Origin of the sequence: Acinetobacter sp. YH12255 (assembly GCF_013417355.1) — a bacterium.
GTDB classification, from domain to species: domain Bacteria; phylum Pseudomonadota; class Gammaproteobacteria; order Pseudomonadales; family Moraxellaceae; genus Acinetobacter; species Acinetobacter pseudolwoffii.
This window is the reverse complement of record NZ_VPEC01000038.1, coordinates 1-20,503: the sequence shown is the minus strand read 5'-3', so window position 1 is coordinate 20,503 and position 20,503 is coordinate 1. Positions and strand designations below refer to the sequence as shown.

24 protein-coding genes and 1 pseudogene are annotated in these 20,503 nt (G+C 43.1%); 9 read left to right on the top strand and 16 right to left on the bottom strand.

What is annotated here, in order from left to right; all coding sequences use genetic code 11:
• Positions 1 to 429 precede the first annotated feature (429 nt).
• The 4 genes from FTV30_RS13105 to ftsY all read right to left on the bottom strand — a co-directional run bounded on the left by FTV30_RS13105 (position 430) and on the right by ftsY (position 4,038).
• On the bottom strand, positions 430 to 1,083 hold the full coding sequence (locus tag FTV30_RS13105; RefSeq protein WP_005170671.1) for a DUF2057 domain-containing protein: 654 nt from the start codon (positions 1,081 to 1,083) through the stop codon (positions 430 to 432).
• Positions 1,084 to 1,283: 200 nt separating this feature from the next.
• Positions 1,284 to 1,877 (bottom strand): nitroreductase family protein, encoded by a 594-nt coding sequence (locus FTV30_RS13100; RefSeq protein ID WP_005097059.1) that lies wholly within the window; start codon positions 1,875 to 1,877, stop codon positions 1,284 to 1,286.
• Between the two features lie 191 nt (positions 1,878 to 2,068).
• The gene (locus FTV30_RS13095; protein ID WP_005097060.1) at positions 2,069 to 2,758 is read right to left on the bottom strand and encodes a nitroreductase family protein; all 690 of its coding nucleotides are present in this window, start codon (positions 2,756 to 2,758) and stop codon (positions 2,069 to 2,071) included.
• Positions 2,759 to 2,931: 173 nt separating this feature from the next.
• Positions 2,932 to 4,038, bottom strand: coding sequence for a signal recognition particle-docking protein FtsY (gene ftsY / locus FTV30_RS13090; protein WP_005097061.1), 1,107 nt, complete (start codon positions 4,036 to 4,038; stop codon positions 2,932 to 2,934).
• 179 nt (positions 4,039 to 4,217) lie between these two features.
• On the opposite strand from ftsY, the gene FTV30_RS13085 reads away from it, so the two are divergent.
• Entirely contained in the window at positions 4,218 to 5,612 is a 1,395-nt protein-coding gene (locus FTV30_RS13085) for a pitrilysin family protein (RefSeq protein WP_180001735.1), read from the top strand.
• A gap of 11 nt (positions 5,613 to 5,623) precedes the next feature.
• Positions 5,624 to 7,201 carry a pitrilysin family protein gene (locus tag FTV30_RS13080; RefSeq protein ID WP_180001734.1) on the top strand — a complete coding sequence of 526 codons (1,578 nt, stop codon included), beginning with the start codon at positions 5,624 to 5,626 and terminating at the stop codon, positions 7,199 to 7,201.
• Here the strand turns inward: FTV30_RS13080 and FTV30_RS13075 are convergent.
• Positions 7,125 to 7,448: a hypothetical protein gene (locus FTV30_RS13075; RefSeq protein ID WP_005170656.1), complete on the bottom strand. Its 324-nt coding sequence runs from the start codon at positions 7,446 to 7,448 to the stop codon at positions 7,125 to 7,127. The genes FTV30_RS13080 and FTV30_RS13075 overlap by 77 nt on opposite strands.
• A gap of 97 nt (positions 7,449 to 7,545) precedes the next feature.
• Positions 7,546 to 7,905: a hypothetical protein gene (locus tag FTV30_RS13070; RefSeq protein WP_035337940.1), complete on the bottom strand. Its 360-nt coding sequence runs from the start codon at positions 7,903 to 7,905 to the stop codon at positions 7,546 to 7,548.
• Positions 7,906 to 8,129: 224 nt separating this feature from the next.
• Between FTV30_RS13070 and FTV30_RS13065 the strand changes: the two genes are divergently transcribed.
• The 3 genes from FTV30_RS13065 to FTV30_RS13055 all read left to right on the top strand — a co-directional run bounded on the left by FTV30_RS13065 (position 8,130) and on the right by FTV30_RS13055 (position 9,431).
• Entirely contained in the window at positions 8,130 to 8,363 is a 234-nt protein-coding gene (locus tag FTV30_RS13065; protein ID WP_005097069.1) for a hypothetical protein, read from the top strand.
• A gap of 151 nt (positions 8,364 to 8,514) precedes the next feature.
• Complete coding sequence (locus FTV30_RS13060; RefSeq protein WP_180001733.1) at positions 8,515 to 8,895, top strand: DUF2750 domain-containing protein; 381 nt, start codon at positions 8,515 to 8,517, stop codon at positions 8,893 to 8,895.
• Positions 8,896 to 8,999: 104 nt separating this feature from the next.
• Positions 9,000 to 9,431 carry a CBS domain-containing protein gene (locus tag FTV30_RS13055; RefSeq protein ID WP_005097071.1) on the top strand — a complete coding sequence of 144 codons (432 nt, stop codon included), beginning with the start codon at positions 9,000 to 9,002 and terminating at the stop codon, positions 9,429 to 9,431.
• Positions 9,432 to 9,557: 126 nt separating this feature from the next.
• Here the strand turns inward: FTV30_RS13055 and trpB are convergent, their stop codons facing one another.
• The 9 genes from trpB to FTV30_RS13010 all read right to left on the bottom strand — a co-directional run bounded on the left by trpB (position 9,558) and on the right by FTV30_RS13010 (position 17,261).
• Complete coding sequence (gene trpB / locus FTV30_RS13050; protein ID WP_005170649.1) at positions 9,558 to 10,766, bottom strand: tryptophan synthase subunit beta; 1,209 nt, start codon at positions 10,764 to 10,766, stop codon at positions 9,558 to 9,560.
• A gap of 103 nt (positions 10,767 to 10,869) precedes the next feature.
• Positions 10,870 to 12,057 (bottom strand): VWA domain-containing protein, encoded by a 1,188-nt coding sequence (locus FTV30_RS13045; protein WP_180001732.1) that lies wholly within the window; start codon positions 12,055 to 12,057, stop codon positions 10,870 to 10,872.
• A 13-nt stretch (positions 12,058 to 12,070) separates the two neighbouring features.
• Positions 12,071 to 12,922 (bottom strand): MoxR family ATPase, encoded by an 852-nt coding sequence (locus FTV30_RS13040; protein WP_005097074.1) that lies wholly within the window; start codon positions 12,920 to 12,922, stop codon positions 12,071 to 12,073.
• Positions 12,923 to 12,943: 21 nt separating this feature from the next.
• Positions 12,944 to 13,327 carry a hypothetical protein gene (locus FTV30_RS13035; protein ID WP_005170643.1) on the bottom strand — a complete coding sequence of 128 codons (384 nt, stop codon included), beginning with the start codon at positions 13,325 to 13,327 and terminating at the stop codon, positions 12,944 to 12,946.
• Positions 13,328 to 13,348: 21 nt separating this feature from the next.
• Complete coding sequence (locus FTV30_RS13030; protein WP_159138294.1) at positions 13,349 to 13,654, bottom strand: YcgL domain-containing protein; 306 nt, start codon at positions 13,652 to 13,654, stop codon at positions 13,349 to 13,351.
• Positions 13,655 to 13,784: 130 nt separating this feature from the next.
• Positions 13,785 to 14,927, bottom strand: a complete 1,143-nt coding sequence (locus FTV30_RS13025) for an HRDC domain-containing protein (protein WP_005097077.1) — start codon at positions 14,925 to 14,927, stop codon at positions 13,785 to 13,787.
• A gap of 178 nt (positions 14,928 to 15,105) precedes the next feature.
• The gene (gene recR, locus FTV30_RS13020) at positions 15,106 to 15,702 is read right to left on the bottom strand and encodes a recombination mediator RecR (protein WP_004278698.1); all 597 of its coding nucleotides are present in this window, start codon (positions 15,700 to 15,702) and stop codon (positions 15,106 to 15,108) included.
• A gap of 13 nt (positions 15,703 to 15,715) precedes the next feature.
• Positions 15,716 to 16,045, bottom strand: a complete 330-nt coding sequence (locus FTV30_RS13015; protein WP_004731251.1) for a YbaB/EbfC family nucleoid-associated protein — start codon at positions 16,043 to 16,045, stop codon at positions 15,716 to 15,718.
• A gap of 28 nt (positions 16,046 to 16,073) precedes the next feature.
• Positions 16,074 to 17,261 (bottom strand): O-succinylhomoserine sulfhydrylase, encoded by a 1,188-nt coding sequence (locus tag FTV30_RS13010; RefSeq protein ID WP_005170631.1) that lies wholly within the window; start codon positions 17,259 to 17,261, stop codon positions 16,074 to 16,076.
• Between the two features lie 142 nt (positions 17,262 to 17,403).
• On the opposite strand from FTV30_RS13010, the gene FTV30_RS13005 reads away from it, so the two are divergent.
• The 4 genes from FTV30_RS13005 (at position 17,404) to FTV30_RS12990 (ending at position 20,237) form a co-directional block, all read left to right on the top strand.
• On the top strand, positions 17,404 to 18,501 hold the full coding sequence (locus tag FTV30_RS13005; protein WP_180001731.1) for an alpha/beta fold hydrolase: 1,098 nt from the start codon (positions 17,404 to 17,406) through the stop codon (positions 18,499 to 18,501).
• A 62-nt stretch (positions 18,502 to 18,563) separates the two neighbouring features.
• Positions 18,564 to 19,436: an NAD(P)-dependent oxidoreductase gene (locus FTV30_RS13000; protein WP_005097081.1), complete on the top strand. Its 873-nt coding sequence runs from the start codon at positions 18,564 to 18,566 to the stop codon at positions 19,434 to 19,436.
• 86 nt (positions 19,437 to 19,522) lie between these two features.
• Entirely contained in the window at positions 19,523 to 19,792 is a 270-nt protein-coding gene (locus FTV30_RS12995) for a YARHG domain-containing protein (protein WP_005170626.1), read from the top strand.
• A gap of 31 nt (positions 19,793 to 19,823) precedes the next feature.
• Positions 19,824 to 20,237: an HIT family protein gene (locus FTV30_RS12990; RefSeq protein ID WP_005170623.1), complete on the top strand. Its 414-nt coding sequence runs from the start codon at positions 19,824 to 19,826 to the stop codon at positions 20,235 to 20,237.
• A gap of 146 nt (positions 20,238 to 20,383) precedes the next feature.
• On the opposite strand, the pseudogene FTV30_RS12985 reads toward FTV30_RS12990, so the two are convergent.
• Positions 20,384 to 20,503, bottom strand: a pseudogene (locus FTV30_RS12985) (IS30 family transposase); the annotation flags it as partial.

Here is a 20,503-nt window from a genome sequence, read left to right as displayed (position 1 = left end):
CTGACAAATATTTCTCAAATAAACTTCGAGTCATTTCTACCATCAATCAATGAAAATAATTTCGATCGATCAACCAGTAAAAATCCACACAAGTTGTTCTTCATAATCTCTTAATGATCTTCTTGCTCTTCGTCAGAAACAAGTTACTAGGCAACTCACACAACAACCTAACTTAATCAACTAAGTTCGTTTTGCTGTATCGCCTTGATGCAGCGTATTCTATACACTTTAAAAACAAGCGCAAGGGCTTTTCTCAAAAAGATTCAAAAAAGTGACTTGTACGTTTATTTTTTAATCTAAAATGTTATTTTTAGCCTTTTCTGAGAGATTTTCCAGATTTTTTGCATTAAAAGTATAACCAAATATAAATCTCTGCACTCTACCTATTAAAAAAGCATCAATACCATTTGATCCTTCATACTTTATCTTTTAATTCGTCTGTTCAGCCAACCAAGTCATAAATTTTTGACGTTCAGCTTTGGAGGCCTTTTGCCATAATTGAATGAGTTGTTGATCATTCTGCCCGACGAATTGAGTTTGAGGAGTGGCGACCGTAGCTACACTAGCTGCCTGAGCATATACAGGTGCTGGTTGATTAAGTGATGTTGCTGACTTGCTACTCATCTCGACTGTTTTGGTCAATACATTATTTGCAAACCATGTTCTCGCTGCATCTTTAGCGCCCGCTTGCTGAACAAGCAGCTGATTTTTTGCATCATATAAGCCAATGATGGGCTGATCCTGGTACTTTTTAGCTTCGTCAAAATTCTGAGGTGCATTAATTAACGCTAAACGATAGGTTTCACCATCTTTAAGCTCTGGAGTTTTTACAGTAAGCACTCCCGACTTTAAAATATCATGTGAATTATCAGAGTGCTGAAAAAACTCATTATAGCGGACGCTGATATTATTCATTCCAGCATCCAGTTTATAAGTTGAATTAGAACGTAATAGACTTGATTTTATTTCCTGATTATTTACCGCAACAATCTTAATTTCTTCAGGTACCGTAATAGTCACCGTTGAAAAAACCGAAGTACTAAACAACAGTGCCGCTACAGTTGTCGCAATACGAAAATCCATATCATCTACTCATTTCAAGTTAATTATTAAAGTTGAGCTGCACTATGCCGCGTTGAAATGACAATTTTATGACAAAAACTTCTCTTATTTCACCTGAACTTTTAGCATTTATTTGACTGGCAATTTTAAATTATCTGCTATTTAGCCAGTACAAATAAAAAAAGAAGCACAAAAGCACTTCTTTTTAGCTGAAACCCGATTTATGCAAAGGTTTTAAAACGCTCCGCATCATCCATAAAGGTTTTTTCGCCCGCAGGTGCTTCAATAGAACCAAAAACTAATTGTGCGCGAAGCTTCCAGTGCGATGGGACTTCAAAAGTTTGTGCAACCTCTTCATCAATAATTGGATTGTAATGCTGCAACGAGGCACCGATATTCTTCTCTGCCAAAGCCGTCCAGGTTGCAAACTGCGCAATGGCTGAAGAATGCTCTGACCAGACCGGGAAGTTATCGGCATAGAGTGCAAACTGTTCTTGCATCGATTTCACCACATTCTGGTCTTCATAAAACAATGCGGTGCCATAACCTGCTGCAAAACCATTAATTTTATTATTGGTTGCTTCAAATGCATCTGTCGAAACAAGATCACGCAAGGTTTCACGCACAATATGCCAGAAAGTATCATGTGATTGACCAAATAAAATTACCACACGAGAAGTTTGCGAGTTAAAAGATGATGGGCTGTGTTTAACTGCATCTTTAATGAGATTTTCAATTTCAGCCTGCTCCAAGCTCACATTTTTCCCAATGGTATAAATGCTTCGGCGCTGTTTGATTTGATCTAAAAATGCCATAAATTCACCTCTATGTATTTTGATTATTAAAAACTAATAAAGTCATACTACGTGTTTTGAGCACTTAAAACAGGTGCATTCCCATAACAATGTGTTTTATTTATAGAACAATCAGACTTAGATCTGAATAGAATATTTGTATTAGATTTCATTCGCAGCATCCATGCTGCTATACCGTCCTTCATCGGTTTTTAACCCAATACTTTAAAAAAGTGCTGATCTTGCTGTTCTAATTTTTCTTTTGCTGCCTGCTCAATCGAGCCAAAGCAAAGTTGGGCACGTAACAACCAGCTCTTTTCAATGTCAAAATGCTCGGCGACTAAAGTGTCGATCTGCGGATTATAATGCTGTAAAGATGCACCTAAACCCGAATCTGCCAATGCAGTCCACACGGCAAATTGCGCCATTCCTGATGTCTGTTCAGACCAGATCGGGAAATCTTCTGCATTGAGCGGCATTTTCTTTTGTAGTTGCTGAATCACGGCTTGATCTTCGTAAAATAAAATCGTGCCATATGCCGCGGCACACTGATTTAACTTGATCTCTGCACCTTCGTAAATATGTGTGGGCACATGCTGGCGCTGAACCTGTTTGACAAGTTCCCAAAACTTATAATGAGAATCCGCAAATAACACTACAATCCGCGTACTTTGGGAATTATAGGCTGAAGGACAACTGCGAACTGCTGCCTGAAGCATTTCACTCAGATACGCCTGACTATAATGTACCCGCTTGCCAAGTTCATAAATACTACGGCGCTTTTTCAACTGATCAACAAAAGTCAGTTTCAAATCATCATCAGGTTTGTTTTTTTTCGAAAATTTAAAGTCCTTGGTTATATCACTTGTTAATACCTGACCAATTTTATTTAGCAATGCCATTTCTTCCCCCCACAAAACCCAGCTAAAACAGCTCGAATAATCCCATACAAGTATAATGGCTTTATTACGGTAGATAGATCTGGTTCATATTTTCTAGCTGATTTTTAAAGCATTCAAACCCCTCAAAAACAACAAACTCCGCACTTAGCGGAGTTTGTGTGAATTATCACGCATTATTTATTTTCAGTTTCAAACAATGCAGCAACAAAAGATTTGGCAGAGAAAGGACGCAAGTCATCAATTTTCTCACCCACACCAATAAAGCGAATCGGCACATGAGTACGACTGGCAATATTAAACAGTACGCCACCTTTGGCAGTCCCATCGAGTTTGGTAATGGTCAAACCGGTTAGGCCTACCGCCTCATCAAACATTTCGACCTGGTTAATGGCATTCTGACCTGTTCCGGCATCGACAACCAACATCACTTCATGTGGTGCAGTCGCATCAATTTTCTGCATGACACGTTTTACTTTGGTCAACTCTTGCATCAAATGACCTTTGTTATGCAAACGACCAGCTGTATCAGCAATTAATACATCTACGCCTTTGGCACGCGCACTTTCAAAAGCATCGAAAATGACTGAAGCCGAGTCTGCACCATTGCCTTGAGCCACGACCGCAATATTATTACGCTCACCCCAGATCTGTAGCTGCTCCGTTGCAGCTGCACGGAAAGTATCACCTGCCGCCAGCATGACAGTCTTGCCTTCACCTTGCAGACGTTTGGCCAGTTTGCCAATCGTGGTGGTTTTACCTACACCATTTACACCGACCACTAAAATCACATAAGGCGATTTATTCGGATCAATGTGTAGCGGTTTTACCCGGGGTGCCAATAAAGCCACCAGTTCTTCCTGAAGCGCCTTATACAGTGAATGCGAGTAGATCAAGTCACCACGTTCGGTACGCTCGGTCAGGTTAGCAATGATGGTCTTGGTGGCTTCCACACCAATATCGGCCACCAGCAGCTGCTCTTCGACTTCTTCTAATAATTCATCATCAATTTCTTTACCACCGATCAGGATATTGACCATCCCATCGGCAAGGTTTTTACGGGTTTTGGTTAAACCCTCTTTCATACGGCTAAAGAAGCCACCTTTCGCCGCAGAATCTTCATTTTCAGTTTCTGTTACGACAGGTGCAGAAACTACAGCTGCTTCGCTTGGCGTTTCTACGATAGGCACATTGACCGCAGGTAAGCTCGGTAATGTGACATCATCATCTCCGATATCAGCATCAATCAAAAATTTGTTTTGCCCATTAGATTGCTGTTGCATGCCGAATCCTTGAAAAGCATTGCGTTAAAAACCCAGATTCTACCATAACTTGCCTGCTTTGCAGCTAGCAATGCAAATGCTGGACAAACATACCAAAAAGCTACAGCTCTTGGTTGCTTTCATCTCCGCATTTATTAAAAATAACCCTAAATACAAATGCCTATTTTTTGGGAGATCTAGTGTCCGCTACCTTTTTGACTGTCTCCTCTTTTTCCAGAATGATTAAACAAACGCTTTATCCACTTGGTGTCCTATTGCTGGGATTAAGTATTAATCAGGCCCAAGCCCAGACTCGTAGTGAATTATCACGCACCACTTTTGAAACCACTTTAAGTAATGGATTAAAAGTCATTATTCGGGAAGACCATCGTGCGCCCATGGTGATGACCCAGATCTGGTACAAAGTCGGCAGCAGTGATGAATCTGGCAATATTCTGGGGGTCTCGCATGCACTTGAACACATGATGTTCAAAGGTACGCATAAAGTTCCAAATGACGAATTTACCCGTCTGAGCCGGATTTATGGCGGTAGCATCAATGCCGCCACCTTTACCAATTACACCAATTATTATCAGCTCTATCCTAAGGCCTATTTCCCTATGGCACTGGAACTTGAATCTGACCGCATGAGCAATTTATTACTGCGGCAGCAGGACTTTGAGCCAGAAATTAAAGTGGTGATGGAAGAACGGCGCCAGCGTACCGATGACAACCCGCGCGCTCAGGCCTTTGAACGCTTTAAATGGATCAGTTATCCGACCAGCCATTATCGCCAACCGGTGATTGGACATATGAAAACCCTGAACAATATTCAGTTAAATGATGTCAAAAAATGGTATCGGGACTGGTATAGCCCCAATAATGCCATTCTGGTAATTGTCGGAAATGTGGAATCGGAAGCGGCTTTAGCGCAAGTGCAAAAATATTTTGGAGATATTCCTGCGTGTCCAACACCGCCACGTAATGATGTGCTGGAGTTTGAGCGCTTAGGCTATCGGCATATGGAAATTAACAGCAATGTTCAGGTGCCCAATCTGTACATGACCTGGAATGTGAAATCCCTCGGCACTGCCAAAAACCCACAAGATGCGTATGCCTTGACCATTATTCGCAGTCTTTTGGACAGCGGCATTTCTTCACGCCTGCAAGACCGTCTGGTGCGTGATCGTAAAATTCTGACCTCTGTCAGCGTTTCTTATGATCCTTATAATCGTGGTGACAGCCTGTTTGGCATTTCTGCCTTACCTGCGCCAGGCGTATCTTTGCAAGAGGCACAACAAGCGATTCAGGATGAAGTGGATGTACTCAAAACCACCGCCATGACCCAACAGGAAGTAGATCGTATCAGTACCCGCTTTATCTCCAGTTTGATTTATAGTCAGGATGATATTGCCGGCCAGGCCAAAATGATTGGCAATCTGGAAGTCAATGGACTGAGTTATCGGCTGATGGATCAACTACCCAAGCATTTTGAAAGTGTCAGCGTTCAGGATATCCAGCGTGTCGCCAATGCCTATTTCGTCCGAGACAATCTCAGCACACTTTATCTCTCACCTGAACAAAAAGCCCAATAATGGGGATTGCAATGCGTCATCATCTTCGTCCTTTTTTACTTATTTTTATTTTAAGTTTTACTTCTGCTGTCGATGCAGAAAATTATCTGGATCCTCAACCCGATCAAAACGATAATCCGAGTCAGTTACAGTCTATCCCTCTGTTGCAAAGCCTGAAAAATCTCAATCCGCAGCGTGAATTTCAGGCACCGTATATTCACGACCTGAACAATCGCTATCAGGTACGTACGCTATTTGTTGAAACCCAAGATCTTCCAATGGTGGATATCCAGCTGACTTTTAATGCCGGCTCGGCGCGTGATCAGGAAATTACTAAAGGACTCTATGGCCTGTCCAGTATGGCAGCCAAGTTGATGCGTGAAGGCACAGACAGATATAGTGCGAATCAGGTCGCGGCAATTTTTGACCAGACTGGAGCACAATTTAGCGTACAGGCCTATCGGGACATGTTTGTGGTTCGGCTGCGTACGCTTTCAGATCCAAATAAATTGGAACCGGCACTCGGAATGATGATGGAAGTTCTAAAGAATGCGTCATTTAAACCCGCCAGTATTAATCTGGCTTTAAGCAATACCCAAGTGGGACAAAAGCAATTACAGGAAAATCCAAGCCGGCTGATGGATATTCGTTTTTATCGTACTCTATATGGTCAGCATCCTTATGCAGAGCCAATTAGTGGCACCCAAGGCAGTACCAAGAAAATTAATGCCGAATTATTAAAACAATTCCGTGATCAGTTTCTGGTGGCGCAAAATATGAATATTGCTATTACCGGTAAACTCAGCCCCAAACAGGCGCTGGAACTGTCAGAACGGATTGCCGGCAATTTACCTCAAGGTCAAAAAGCAGCTGCATTACCACCGCCTGAAATTAAATATGGTTTTGAAGTGGTGCATTTACCTTATAACTCGTCTCAGGCGCATATCACCTTTGGACATATAGGGCCATCACGCTTTACTGAAGACCGACTGGCCCTAGAAGTCGCCAACCGCATGTTTGGCGGGAGTGGATTTAATGCGGTACTGATGCAGGAACTGCGGGTCAAACGTGGTTTTAGCTACGGCGCTTATAGCTCATTCAGCTTTAGTCAGGCACCCGGAGTATTCAGCTTTAAATATTCTACACGGCAGGATCAGCTACTAGAGAGTATTCAGATTGCACATCAGGCATTTATCAATTTTGTCAGCCAACCGATTGACACTCAACGTCTGGAAGAAACCAAAGCAGGCATGCTGCGCGCCTTCCCTAACAATTACAGCAGCAATGCCACCATTAATGCCCAGTTAGGCAATATGGGCTTTTATAGTGAGCAAAATGATTATTTATCCAGTTATCCGGAACGTCTAGCCAGAATTAGCGCAAAGGATGTGCAAAATGCAATACGCAAACATTTACATCCAGACCGCCTAACGCTGGTCGTGGTCAATAAAGAACTGGATAAAGATGCCTTGAAAATGCGCTTGGAGCAGAATTTAATGGATGCCAATTTCAATTTGCCAGCAAACCCTGTGCCTAAGGCATCTCCACCGAGAGCGGTGGCAGCTGACGTGCCCGCAGAGACTCCTGCTGATAGGCCTGCATCAATTTAAGATACTGCCCACGACGGATGTGCTGCTGCTCTAACAGAGCCAGTGCCAGATCCTGAGTTTGGGGCAAATTTTGCTGTTCAGAAAGTTGCCGAATCTGGGTGATTTGAGAGATGTTAAGCGGACGATAGAGAGCCAATGCGGCTAAAAATAAAATTACCACAACCATAAAAATGACAACAATATTATAAATCTGTTCCAGCTTGATTCTGCTGAACCATTGAATTAACTTTTCTGTATCTATAGACATACACTACCTCAAGTTAAAGGTAGTGTATGGTTAGGCTTATATAAGTTCAAGTCAGTAGCGCCATATTTAGCAGGGCTAAAATCCACGACTCTGCGGATTAGCTCATCATTCTGCTCAGAATAGTTGAATAGAGCACCAATGCTACAATCACCAATACCAGTGCAACAGCAAATTTACTTAACCCCGCTTCTGCTTCAGGGGGATGCAGGCGATCTTCATCTGCAATTCGAACCAACTCGCCATTATAGAGTTTATAGAACTGCTCACGCTGATTGACATCCAGAGCACGGGTAAAGTCATACACCTCTTTACGTTGTGCCAGTCCATAATTACCTAGATGCGTATATTTACTAAATATAGCGTCATCCAGTTTCTTGCGATGCAAATGTGCAAGTTCAAGGATTTGCCCAGCAGTTGGTGGCATATCAAAATTTACACCATCTAAAGTTCTTGTCATCATGGCTTTCTCCTTATTGTTTGATCTCTATTTACAATTTATCTTAATAATATTTATAAGTGTGTATAGTTTAGTCATGTAAACTATAACTAAAGTAAACGAATAAAATCGAATGGTTGACTTTTCCATTATTTTGTAATATTAGTTTAACAATACTAAGTTATATTTGTATTTAGACTGATTAGTCTGTCCTGTAATCATAATTAAAATTAAGGAGTTTTTATATGATACAACAACTCTCTCAACACGATCTGGAACATCTGTATGCAGATGCCGTGAATACCATCCAATCCCAAATGAACTTTGTGGATGCGGTAAAACAGCTTGAAGATGCAGCTCGTGCAGGTCATGGTAAAGCAGCGCTTTTTTTAGCAGAACTTTATTATCAAGGTTTCCGTGTAGAACGGGATTCACTCAAAGCGCAGTACTGGCAGAACATGGCCACCCTGCAAGCATAATGAAACGTCACCTAGGTGGCCTTTTTTTCAGCCTTTTTTTCGATAAATAGCAATAAATACATATTTTCTTACCAATCCTTGCAAAGCTGAAACAGTAATTACTTATAAAGTTCCTAGAATAGGGTCTGACATCCAATAGCACTTTATTCTAATGAAACCACGAAAAATTATTCAAATTGATCCGATCTGTAAAGAATCCCTTTTCAAGATCACCATGCTGAAATCTTTAAGGAATTGTGGCGAGCTATGGGGCGCATATCATCAAGGCTGGGCAATGATGCGTGATCAGGAAGACTGTATTTTCCCGTTTTGGCTAAATCCTCTCGATGCCAAAAATTATGCCCAGCAACATTGGCCTGATTATGCTCCGCGTAAAATCAATTCTGAAGATTTTGAAAATGCATTATTGCCGACCTTGTCGCGCCTGAATGTCACCCCAGCCCTGTGCAATACCAATGGCACCAGACTTAAACTGAGCACTGCACAGATGCGTCACCTATTTTTTTCACAACAAAGACTGCACATTGCGTAAATAACATGCTATTTATAAAGACTAAAACCTAAACACTTAGAGATGTTCAGGTTGAAGGCATACTCTAGGATTAATAATAAATTGACCAGTAAGGATGATGAAGCATGACCAATGTGGCACAGGTGCTGAATGAAAAAATGCATCAAGCTATTTATACCATCCGTCCAGATTCTACTGTTTTAGAGGCCATCACCTTGATGGCTGATAAAGGAATCGGGGCACTTGTGGTAACGCATGAAGATAACGTGGTAGGGATTTTGTCGGAGCGGGATTACACTCGTAAAATCGCCCTGATGCAAAGAACCTCTTTCGATACCACAGTCAATGAAATCATGACCTCTAAAGTGATTACCGTAAATACCTCGACGACTGTAGAAGACTGTTTAGCCTTAATGACTGAGCGCCATCTACGGCATCTGCCAGTGGTAGAAGATGAAAAACTGCTTGGTCTGATTTCAATCGGAGATTTGGTCAAAGCAGCAATGGATGACCAACGCAAACTGATTGATCAATTACAGCAATATATTTCAGGTTAAAAGCATCTCTGGCTTTCTCTCCAATATTTGAAGCGCATTTAAATAACTGAAGATCAAGCTTCGATTGAATGTATAAAAAATCCCGGTATATAACCGGGATTTTTTATACTCGTGTTTTGGATAAAATCAGTTTAGACCTAATTTTTCTGCCACATAATCCGAGTCTTTATCACCACGACCAGAAAGATTGACCACGATCTTGACTTCTTTTGGCAATTTGCCTGCTTCACGAATTGCCCAGGCCACTGCATGTGAACTTTCTAAAGCCGGCACAATACCTTCTACACGCGACAAGGTCATGAAAGCATCCAGACATTCCTGATCGGTCGCTGTGGTGTATTCAACCCGACCTAAGTCTTTAAGCAAACTATGCTGCGGACCCACCCCTGGATAATCCAGACCTGATGCGATCGAATGAACCGGTAAAGGTTCACCCTGCTCATCTTCCAGCACATAGCAGGCCATACCATGCAATTGACTTGGTTTACCCAGTGTTAAGGTCGCCGAATGCATATCGGTGTCCAGGCCATGACCTCCCGGCTCTACGCCCACCAGCTTTACTTCCGGTTCATTTAAAAAAGCGGTAAATGCACCCACTGCATTGGAACCACCGCCAACACAGGCCACCACATAGTCCGGGTTTGCACCAAAACGGTCATTACTTTGCACTTTGATTTCATCACCGATAATGGACTGGAAATCACGTACCATCATTGGAAATGGATGCGGCCCCACCACCGAACCAATGGCATAGATATAATTTTTCGGGTCTTTCAAGTATTCTTCAAATGCACTATCAACTGCATCTTTCAGGGTTGCTGTACCACGCGTCACAGAGATCAGGCGCGCACCCAGAATCTTCATTTTTACGACGTTTGGATGCTCTTTTTCAATATCCACCTGACCCATGTGAATTTCACATGGAATCCCAACCAAGGCACAGGCAGTTGCCAATGCGACGCCGTGCTGACCCGCACCAGTTTCTGCAATGACTTTGGTCTTGCCCATGTATTTGGCCAGCAAAGCCTCACCCAGACAATGATTGATCTTGTGTGCACCTGTATGATTTAAATCTTCACGTTTCAGATAAATCTGTGCACCGCCTAACTGATCTGACAGACGCTTGGCATGAAATAAAGGACTTGGACGACCCACATAGTTGGCAAACAGGTCTTTAAGCTCGTTCTGGAATTCTGGAGTATGGCGGATTTCCTGATAAGCGACATTGATATCGTCCATCGCCTGTTTTAGATCGGGCGGAATAAACTGACCGCCATATTGACCAAAAAAGCCGTCCTCATTGGGTAAAGCAATACCATTAATTTGATGAGCCATAATAATTCCTGAACTTTGGAATGTACAACAAATGACTTTATCCTAAAATAATGTGGTTAACCCACTCATAATTATAGATAAAGCCACTAACAGAAAAATAAAATTAACGCGCGAGATATTTGGTCATATCTTCAATGCCTTTCAAAGTCATTGGAAACATATGATCTTCAAAGATTTGCTTAATTAAACCAATGCTATGCGTGTAATGCCAATAGTTTTCTTCTTCGGGATTCAGCCATGCGGTTTTATCAAAATGCTGTCGCAGACGCTGTAGCCAGACCTGTCCTGCTTCATCATTCATATATTCAACCGAGCCGCCGACCGAGGTGATTTCATAAGGCGCCATACTGGCATCACCGACCACAATTACCCGATAATCGCGACCATAGGTATTGAGTAAATCCCAGGTATTCATGCGTGAACTGGAACGACGGATATTGTCTTTCCAGACATAGTCATACAGGCAGTTATGGAAATAAAAATAATCCAGGGTTTTAAATTCGGTTTTGGCTGCGCTAAACAGTTTTTCACACTGGGCAATATGTGAGTCCATGGAACCGCCGACATCAAACAGCATCAGCACCTTAATGCGGTTACGGCGCTCAGGCACCAGCTGTACGTCTAAAATACCCTGCTTGGCGGTTTCACGAATCGTGCCATCGATATCCAGCTCTTCGGCTGCACCCTGACGCGCGAATTTACGCAAACGGCGCAGTGCCATTTGCATCTGACGACTTCCCAGAATCTGCTCATCATCGAGGTTGCGATATTGACGCTGCTCCCAGACTTTCACCGCAGAGCGTTTCCGTCCCGGCCCACCAATACGCACCCCTTCCGGATGATCGCCATAGGCACCGAAAGGCGAAGTGCCGCCGGTACCAATCATCTTGTTGCCACCCTGATGTTTTTTATGCTGTTCGCGCAAGCGCTCTTCCAGCATTTTCATCAGCTCTTCTAATGATCCGGCTTTTTTCAGCTCTTCGCGCTGTTCAGGAGTCAAATGCTTTTCAAGCAGTTCAAGATCGAACCAGTCTTTGGGCAGCTTATGCACCTGATTCAGCAGTTCATCAATATCAAAGCTCTGAATACCATCAAAATAGTCTTTCATGGCGCGATCGAATTTGTCGAAATAGCGCTCATCCTTAACCATTACAGTTTTGGCCAGCTGATAGAACTCATCCTGATCGGCAAAGACCAGTCCAGCCGCAACCGCCTGATTCAAATCGATCAGCTCACGGGTTGAGACCGGTACGCCGTATTTGCGTAAGGTATAAAACAGTCGCACAAACATGCGTGTTTCTCCCTTAACGACGTGACATAAAGGCTAGACGTTCAAGCAACTGTACATCTTGCTCATTTTTGATCAAGGCGCCGTACAAGGGTGGAATCGCTTTGGATTTATCAGTATTGCGCAAAATATCTTCCGGCATGTCGTCAGCCATGAGCAGGCTGAGCCAGTCAATCAGCTCAGATGTTGATGGTGGTTTTTTCAAACCCGGAATCTGGCGCAATTTAAAGAAAACCTGCAAGGCTTCATTGACCAATGTGGCAGAGATATTCTCGAAATGCACATCGATGATTTCGCGCATGGTCGCTTCATCCGGAAATTCGATATAGTGGAAGAAACAACGGCGCAGGAATGCATCGGGCAATTCTTTTTCATTATTTGAGGTAATGATGACGATTGGACGCTGGGTTGCGGTAATGGTTTCCCCGGTCTCGTACACATAGAACGACATTTTATCGAGTTCATGTAGCAAGTCATTCGGAAACTCGATATCTGCCTTATCAATTTCATCAATCAGCAAGACACAACGTTCTTCGCTGGTAAATGCTTCCCACAGTTTACCCGGCTTGATGTAGTTCTTGATGTCATAGACACGGTCATCACCAAGCTGACTATCACGCAGGCGCGACACCGCATCGTATTCATACAGGCCTTGCTGTGCTTTGGTGGTGGACTTGATATGCCAGGTGATCAGTTTTAGGCCCAGGCTTTCTGCTACCTGCTCAGCCAATAAAGTTTTCCCTGTACCAGGCTCACCTTTGACCAATAACGGCTTTTGTAAACTACGGGCAGCTTTAACCGCCAACTTTAAACTGTCAGTCGCAATGTACTGAGCTGTACCTGAAAATTGTTGATGATCAGCAGACATGATTTAACCTTATTTTTTTACTTACAACGGTGAACTTTTCTTGTGAACACGAAGATTGCCCTTGTTCGACACATAGGTCGACCAGCAATAGCCAATCACAGATCCAATCCCAATGACAAATAAAATAAGTGACGCATTAATCCAAATCAGAGCTTGCTCTTTGGTCAACACACCAAACAGCAAGCCAAAGATTGCAGGTGCGATAGAGGCATTCGGCCCCTCGGATACCGTCGGTGTCAATAGAATGGCAAAGCCTAAAATCCACAAAAAACCACCTAGCGGCTTAGGCAGGCGCCTGGTTACGCCATACCAGCACCATAAAGCAATCAGGCTGCCCAGCAGATAAACTGCAACAGCAATGCTCTGTTCAGGAATTGAGTCTAAGACAGCAACATAACCATTCATTTCACAACTCCTGAATTAACATTAAGCGCCACGCAATCCTTCTGGAGCGACTGCATTCGGATCAATCAAGCCTTCTGGCGGCATTTGCAAAAAGAAACCACGTGTAGCAATAGAATCCATCACATGCAATACATTGGCACGTGCCAGTTTACGCGATTCGCTCAGTTCAAGATGCATGACAAAAGTCGCACGTCCAAATGCGGCTTGTACGGGCTCAGACAATACGCTGAGTGGCTCGAATATTTCAGCTTCGCTTTCATCCGCAGGACGCGCCACATACAGATACATTTCACTTTTTTTGCTGGATTTGTAGATAGACACTTGCATGTTTCAAACGACTTTTCTGGAAAAACATCCGCAAGGATACATCAAAAAAAAGACAGAAACATTAGCCACGTCTCACGCATCAGTCGTGATTTTGTATAATTGCTCTATCTTTAACCAATCCTGCAAGCGATCACTCACTGACTTTCATCTGGGTCGATAAATAAGATTCATCCTGATGCAGCACCTGAATCAGTGGCTGGGTTAACAGTTCATAGCGCCAGCCCAGCAGATAATCCGGCAGATCCTGCTCATCCTTATGAAAGACCACATGCTGATACAAGGCATTCAGCCATTTTTTACGCATCAGCACTTCTTTTGGAATTGAGGTTTCATCGACTACATTTTGAATGATGTTATCGATCTTTTCGCCGATATCTTTGGAGGAATGACGGATTGGACGCGCCAGACGTAACGGCCAGCTTTCCGGTTCCGGCAAGAATTTCAATAAATCTAAAATAGTTTTACCATGTTCACGAACCACATTTGAACGGATATCTTTGACTTGACTCAACTGGAAGTTATTGCGCGGGAACTTCTCGACCAGATCAATCATACTGACATTCTTTAAGATAAAACTACGTGGCTGATTCAGTGCTTTGGCAATCTGATCGCGCCAGACCATCAATTGCTGTAATTGCATCAGCTGACGGCGTGAATGGCGATAATTCCCCACATCCTGATATAACAAGGCCGTTGGTGTATCTTCACCAATTTCCTGAGTCAAGAAACGACAGTCTTGCAAGGCGAAATCCAGTAGGTATTTCGTATCCAGCTCTTGTTTGATTTTGTCAGACAGCTTGACCAGATAATGCACATCATTGGCCGCATAAAGTAATTGTTCTGAACTTAAAGGACGTGCCAGCCAGTTAGAACGGGTCTGGTCTTTTTCGATATCGACTTCCAGCATCTGTTTGAGCGCATTCTGATAGCTGACTTGCAGACCATGCCCCAGAAAAGACATGCCGACCTGGGTATCAAACACATTGGTCAGTGATTTCTTTTGGGTATAGTGATAAAGCAGATCAATATCTTCGCTACAAGCATGAAAAATATTCTGCTGGGCGTTAAAAACTTTATTGAAGAACTCAGTCAGATCCAGGGTGGTTCCATCCAGCAAATAGACCTTGTTGTCTACATTGATCTGAAACACACCCAGTTTCGGCCACAAAGTATCGACCTTGATAAATTCGGTATCCAACCCGTAAACAGAACTCTGATCCATCAGGTTCAGCACAGGGTATAAATCGTTTTGATGTTGAATAAATTGAAACATAAAGACTGAGTCTAAAATTAGATTCTCGATAGATCCATATTAACTGATCTATAGAATTTTTGTATAAAAAATAACGCTGATTCTGCTCTATCTAGCAAAAATACCCCTTATTTATTAGGCTCTAGATTTTAAATAATATCTTTTTTATATTAAAACTAACAAGATTTTTAAGTCTATCTTACTTCATGCGCATCCGGTTATGTACGGCCTGACTCAAGGTATGACTATCGACATATTCCAGTTCACCGCCCTGTGGTACACCTTGGGCAATTCGAGTCATCTGGATCGGCAGATGCTTGCTGGCTTCCACCAGATAATGTGCCGTGGCCTGACCTTCTACCGTCGCATTAGTAGCGAGAATGACTTCCTTCACCTGACCATTGGCCAAACGGTGCAACAAATACGGAATGCCAATTTCTTCAGGACCAATCCCATCGAGCGGTGACAAATGCCCGCCCAGTACATGGTATTTCCCTCTAAAGCTGCCACTTTGCTCAATCGCCATAACATCTGCAGGTGATTCCACCACACAGAGCAATTCATCATCACGATCTAGCGACGTACAGATATTGCACACTTCATCTTCAGTCAATGAATGACAAACCGAACACTCATGAATGTAGTTGGTCGCCTCAGTCAACGCATGCGCCAGACCAATTGCACCTTCACGATTTTTCATGATCATATGCAATGCCATACGTTGAGCCGATTTCGGCCCAACGCTTGGCAAAATGCGTAATGCTTGAACCAGTTGATCAAAACGATCACTAAACATTGCGCATTCTTCCTTAGAACATACCTGCCAGACCCGGTGGTAAACCCATACCCGAGTTTGCTGCTTTCATTCTTTCATCAGAGACCAATTCTGCCTGACGCGCAGCATCATTCATTGCAGCAGCAATCAGATCTTCGATCATGTCTGGATCATCCTGAAGTAATTCAGGGTTGATTTCGATACGCTTCACCACATTGCGGCAAGTCATGGTGACTTTGACCAAACCACCGCCCGCTTCGGCATGCACTTCAGTTTGTGCCAGCTCTTCTTTGGCTTTTTTTACATTGTTTTCAACTTCTTTTTGCATGCGCTGAGCTTGCTGCATCAACATATTAATGTTCATAAATATCTCCGAACATAAATTTATAAAATTAGATAAGATCTAAACCACGAGTAATATCACGAATAATATCACCAATCTCTTCTAAACCAACAGAAACACGAATTAAACCTTCGCGAATACCTGCTGCTTCTTTGGCTTCAGGCGATAATTTACCGTGTGTGGTGGTTGCCGGATGGGTAATGGTTGATTTCGCATCCCCCAGGTTACCGGTGATCGAGATAAACCGGGTATTGTCAATGACTGTCCAAGCGGCTTCACGACCGCCTTTCACCTCAAAAGACACAATGCCACCAAAACCCGTCTGCTGTTTCACTGCCAGCGCATGACCGATATGCGCAGGCAGACCGGCATAATAAACCTTCTCTACCTTTGGATGCTGATCCAGAAATTCAGCCAGTTGCTGCGCACTTGCTGAATGCTCACGCATACGTAAACGTAACGTTTCTAAGCCTTTCAGGAATACCCATGCATTAAACGGGCTCATTGAAGGACCTGTGGTACGCACATAACCAAAGATTTCTTCCAGCAGTTTATGGTTTCCAACCACAGCTCCACCTAAGGCACGGCCCTGACCATCCAGATATTTAGTCGCAGAATACACCACCAGGTCTGCACCAAATTTGAGGGGTTGTTGTAACACTGGTGTACAGAAGCTATTGTCGATTGCCAGTAAAGCATCATTGGCATGGGCAATATCAGCCAATGCCTGAATGTCAGCCACTTCTGCAAGCGGGTTTGATGGAGATTCAACAAACAGTAATTTGGTTTCAGGCTGGATGGCATTTTTCCATGCATCAAGATCGGTCAAATCGACGAAATCGACACTAACCCCAAATTTTGCGACATATTTTTCAAATAACGATACGGTTGAACCAAAGACTGCACGTGAGCAGATGACGTGATCACCTGCTTTCAAAAAAGCCATGGTCACTGCCATAATGGCAGCCATACCTGAACTGGTAGCAACGGCGCGCTCTGCACCTTCGATTGCCGCCAGACGCTTTTCAAACATGGCAACGGTTGGGTTGGTAAAGCGAGAATAGATATTGCCCGGTTCCTGACCTGAAAATTTCGCAGCAGCTTCGGCGGCATTTTCATAAACAAATGACGATGTTAGAAAAATGGGTTCAGCATGTTCACCCTCAAAGCTACGGGTATGACCTGTACGGATGGCTAAAGTTTCTAATTGATATGAAATATCGTCTTGCTGGCTCATCGCTCTACCTCAGCCCTAAGGCTGCCTTTTGTAAAAAATTGCCAACATTTTGAGCGCCTATGCTATTTCAGGTCAAGGCATAATAAGCAATTATTGCTTAGACTTCGATCAATCCTTCCCCGGATACGGATATTTTATTTACATGATTCAGTTAAAACAAAACTTTCAGCGCCAGCAAAAAAAATTGAAACATTTCAGTGCCCGGATGTTTAATGCCTCCTCTCTGATTCTGTCGCAAAAAACGCCTTTTGAATATATTGCCAGCACCGAGTTTTGCAAGATTCGCTATTACGCCTCACCCGAGAAGAAATACAAGGAGCCATTGGTATTTGTCGCCCCTCTCGCCATCAATATGGATATCTATGATCTGTATCCCTATCGTTCGCTGGTCAAGCATTTTCAGCATAGCGGTTTTGATGTCTATCTGGTGGAATGGAAACGTTTTAACTTTAGACATCGTCATTTAAACTTTTTGTCTTTTATTGATGCAGCCATTCCTCAATCTATTGAAACCATCTGCAAGCATTCGGACAGTCAGTTCATTTCCCTACACGGCTGGAGTATGGCTGGGGTATTTGTCACGCTTTATACCGCCTTGCATTCGCCTGAACATGTCAAAAATTTGATGGTCGTTGGCAGCCCCATCGACAGTTATGCATCAGGACGGGTCGGCAAACTGTTTTCGACCACCAATAAACTGATTTCTAAAAATAAAAATCTGCAACAGGCCATTCATCAGGGTCATATTCCAAAGCAATATATTCATACGCCCGGCATTGTAAATGCCTTGGGCTTTAAGTTACTGGATCCGATCGGCTGGCTGAAAAGCCAGAAGCAGTTTTTACTGAATCTGGATCATGTCGAAAATGTCTATGAACATGCCACCATGGGAAATTTTCTGAATAAGATGATTGATTATCCGGGCGGGATTAATCAGGACATGGTCTTACATCTGTGGCTGCAAAATCCTTTAAAACAAGGTTCAATCACCTTAAATGGTCGTACTGTTGACCTTAAGAATATCAGCTGCTCGCTGTTGGTCGGTGCCGGCCAAACCGATCAGATTGTCACAGAACAGTCAGCTAAGCCTTTGATAGAATTGACAAGTAGCCAGGATAAGACGTTTACTCTGATTCCGGGTGGTCATCTGGGCCTGATGTCCAACCAGAAAACAGCCAATACGTTCTGGCCCAAAATGACGACCTGGCTGGCGCAGCGCTCTACACGTCTTGATGCTTAGCGCATCTGCGTCAGCATCGCCAAAAAACATTAAAATTTATTTACATATTCAGAGGATACAGCATGATTCAGTCAGTAGCATTTATCGGTTTAGGTGCCATGGGTTATCGTATGGCGGCACATTTACCCAAGCAGTTTGATACCGTCTATGTCTGGAACCGCAATTTTGACAAAGCAGAGCAACATGCTGCTGAATATGGCACTCAAGCCGTTACGCTAGAACAGGCCGTTCAGGCAGATATTATCTTTTCATGTTTGCCGACCAGTGCCGATGTAGCACAACTTCTGGAAAATTTGTCGCTTAAATCCGGCTCAGTCTGGGTCGACTGTACCAGTGGTGTACCGGATTCCGCGCAAACACTGGCAGCACAACTGGCTGAACGTGGTGCTATCTTTCTGGATGCACCGGTCAGCGGTCAAACCATTGGTGCTGAAAATGGCACCTTGACAGTGATGGTAGGCGGCGATGTCCAAGGTTTTGAAAAAGCCCTTCCTGCGATGCAGGCTTTTGGCACACTGATTAAGCATGTCGGTGAATCTGGCGCAGGTTTTGCAGTGAAAGCCGTGAATAATATGTTAATGGCTGTAAACCTGTGTGCGGTCGCAGAAGGCTTTACTACGCTGAAAGCACATGGAGTCAACCTGAATGAAGCACTGGATTGTATTAATGCTTCAAGTGGTAAAAGCATGGTGACCGAAACCGTATTACCACAGCGTATTTTAAATCGCAGTTTTCCTGTAACCTTTGCCCTGCCACTCTTGGCCAAAGATACCGGCATCGCAATCGATCTGGCGCGTGAGGCTAAACTGTCTGCGCCTGTGCTATCATTAACCCAGAATCTAATTCAGGCGGCCAGTGATCTATCGGATAAAAACAGTGATTTTTCCAGTGCCGTGAAAATGTATGAATCATGGAGTAATATTACCATCGAGTAATATCTCGCCATTGAATAATGATAACAAAACCTCATATTGTGACTAGTAGGCAGGCACATATAGTGGATAACCCAGAGGAAACTCGCATGAAGAAATTTTCTGTTGCAGCATTAATTGGCTTAGCAACTTTGTTCGGGGCTTCAACATCGGTTCTTGCATCTGAACAGGAATGCAAAAAATTGAAAAATGATCATGACGTGATTTATGCGTCTAAAGGATTCTGTTTTAAAGATCCAGAAGCAAAAGCGAAGTTCGGCAATGACAATTGCTATACAACCAAGCCAAAATTCTCGGAAAAAGAGCAACAGCGTCTTGACGTGATCAAAGATCGTCAGAAAGAATTGAACTGTAAATAATTCAATTCAATAACGCTCAAGGAATGTACTTATGACTTATGATGATCAGAATATTTTTGCACGAATTCTACGCGGTGAACTTCCTGCGATTAAAGTGTATGAAGATGACCAGGTTCTTGCATTTATGGACATCATGCCGCAAGCAGATGGTCATACTCTGGTCGTTCCGAAAGCACCAGCCATCACTTTACTAGATCTAGATCCTGAAGCTGCGGCCTATACGATTCAAATTGTACAGAAGGTTGCGAAAGCAATTGAAAAAGGTTTGGGCGTTGACGGCATTGTCCTGATGCAATTATCAGGTGCTGCTGCTGGCCAGACTGTACCGCATATTCATTTTCATCTAGTGCCGACTTCTCTGCACAACTTGGGTAAACATGCTGCCCAGATGGGTGATCAGGAAAAAATTAAAGCGCTGGCTGAAAAAATCAAAGCTGCACTTTAAGTTTAACTGAATAAAAAAATGGAGCTTCGGCTCCATTTTTTTATTCTACTTAAAGCATAAAACTTTAGAAATAAATGCGAATCATTAAGATAATAGCAACCAAATTATCTTTAAATACAAAAAATTGAATGTGTAATATGGCGGATTCAAGCGGCAAGTGCAACAGTATAAAAACCAGCCATAACTTCACTAGGCGTATACCAACCTAGTGTTTTTCTAGGACGATGGTTGAGTGCAAATTCTATCTGCTCTATTTGTTCGTTTGA

Bases quoted from the DNA above. Each gene is read 5' to 3' on its own strand.
- FTV30_RS13105 (WP_005170671.1), bottom strand. From the start codon at position 1,083: ATGGATTTTCGTATTGCGACAACTGTAGCGGCACTGTTGTTTAGTACT.
- FTV30_RS13100 (WP_005097059.1), bottom strand. From the start codon at position 1,877: ATGGCATTTTTAGATCAAATCAAACAGCGCCGAAGCATTTATACCATT.
- FTV30_RS13095 (WP_005097060.1), bottom strand. From the start codon at position 2,758: ATGGCATTGCTAAATAAAATTGGTCAGGTATTAACAAGTGATATAACC.
- ftsY (WP_005097061.1), bottom strand. From the start codon at position 4,038: ATGCAACAGCAATCTAATGGGCAAAACAAATTTTTGATTGATGCTGAT.
- FTV30_RS13080 (WP_180001734.1), top strand. From the start codon at position 5,624: ATGCGTCATCATCTTCGTCCTTTTTTACTTATTTTTATTTTAAGTTTT.
- FTV30_RS13075 (WP_005170656.1), bottom strand. From the start codon at position 7,448: ATGTCTATAGATACAGAAAAGTTAATTCAATGGTTCAGCAGAATCAAG.
- FTV30_RS13070 (WP_035337940.1), bottom strand. From the start codon at position 7,905: ATGACAAGAACTTTAGATGGTGTAAATTTTGATATGCCACCAACTGCT.
- FTV30_RS13065 (WP_005097069.1), top strand. From the start codon at position 8,130: ATGATACAACAACTCTCTCAACACGATCTGGAACATCTGTATGCAGAT.
- FTV30_RS13060 (WP_180001733.1), top strand. From the start codon at position 8,515: ATGAAACCACGAAAAATTATTCAAATTGATCCGATCTGTAAAGAATCC.
- FTV30_RS13055 (WP_005097071.1), top strand. From the start codon at position 9,000: ATGACCAATGTGGCACAGGTGCTGAATGAAAAAATGCATCAAGCTATT.
- trpB (WP_005170649.1), bottom strand. From the start codon at position 10,766: ATGGCTCATCAAATTAATGGTATTGCTTTACCCAATGAGGACGGCTTT.
- FTV30_RS13045 (WP_180001732.1), bottom strand. From the start codon at position 12,057: ATGTTTGTGCGACTGTTTTATACCTTACGCAAATACGGCGTACCGGTC.
- FTV30_RS13040 (WP_005097074.1), bottom strand. From the start codon at position 12,922: ATGTCTGCTGATCATCAACAATTTTCAGGTACAGCTCAGTACATTGCG.
- FTV30_RS13035 (WP_005170643.1), bottom strand. From the start codon at position 13,327: ATGAATGGTTATGTTGCTGTCTTAGACTCAATTCCTGAACAGAGCATT.
- FTV30_RS13030 (WP_159138294.1), bottom strand. From the start codon at position 13,654: ATGCAAGTGTCTATCTACAAATCCAGCAAAAAAAGTGAAATGTATCTG.
- FTV30_RS13025 (WP_005097077.1), bottom strand. From the start codon at position 14,927: ATGTTTCAATTTATTCAACATCAAAACGATTTATACCCTGTGCTGAAC.
- recR (WP_004278698.1), bottom strand. From the start codon at position 15,702: ATGTTTAGTGATCGTTTTGATCAACTGGTTCAAGCATTACGCATTTTG.
- FTV30_RS13015 (WP_004731251.1), bottom strand. From the start codon at position 16,045: ATGAACATTAATATGTTGATGCAGCAAGCTCAGCGCATGCAAAAAGAA.
- FTV30_RS13010 (WP_005170631.1), bottom strand. From the start codon at position 17,261: ATGAGCCAGCAAGACGATATTTCATATCAATTAGAAACTTTAGCCATC.
- FTV30_RS13005 (WP_180001731.1), top strand. From the start codon at position 17,404: ATGATTCAGTTAAAACAAAACTTTCAGCGCCAGCAAAAAAAATTGAAA.
- FTV30_RS13000 (WP_005097081.1), top strand. From the start codon at position 18,564: ATGATTCAGTCAGTAGCATTTATCGGTTTAGGTGCCATGGGTTATCGT.
- FTV30_RS12995 (WP_005170626.1), top strand. From the start codon at position 19,523: ATGAAGAAATTTTCTGTTGCAGCATTAATTGGCTTAGCAACTTTGTTC.
- FTV30_RS12990 (WP_005170623.1), top strand. From the start codon at position 19,824: ATGACTTATGATGATCAGAATATTTTTGCACGAATTCTACGCGGTGAA.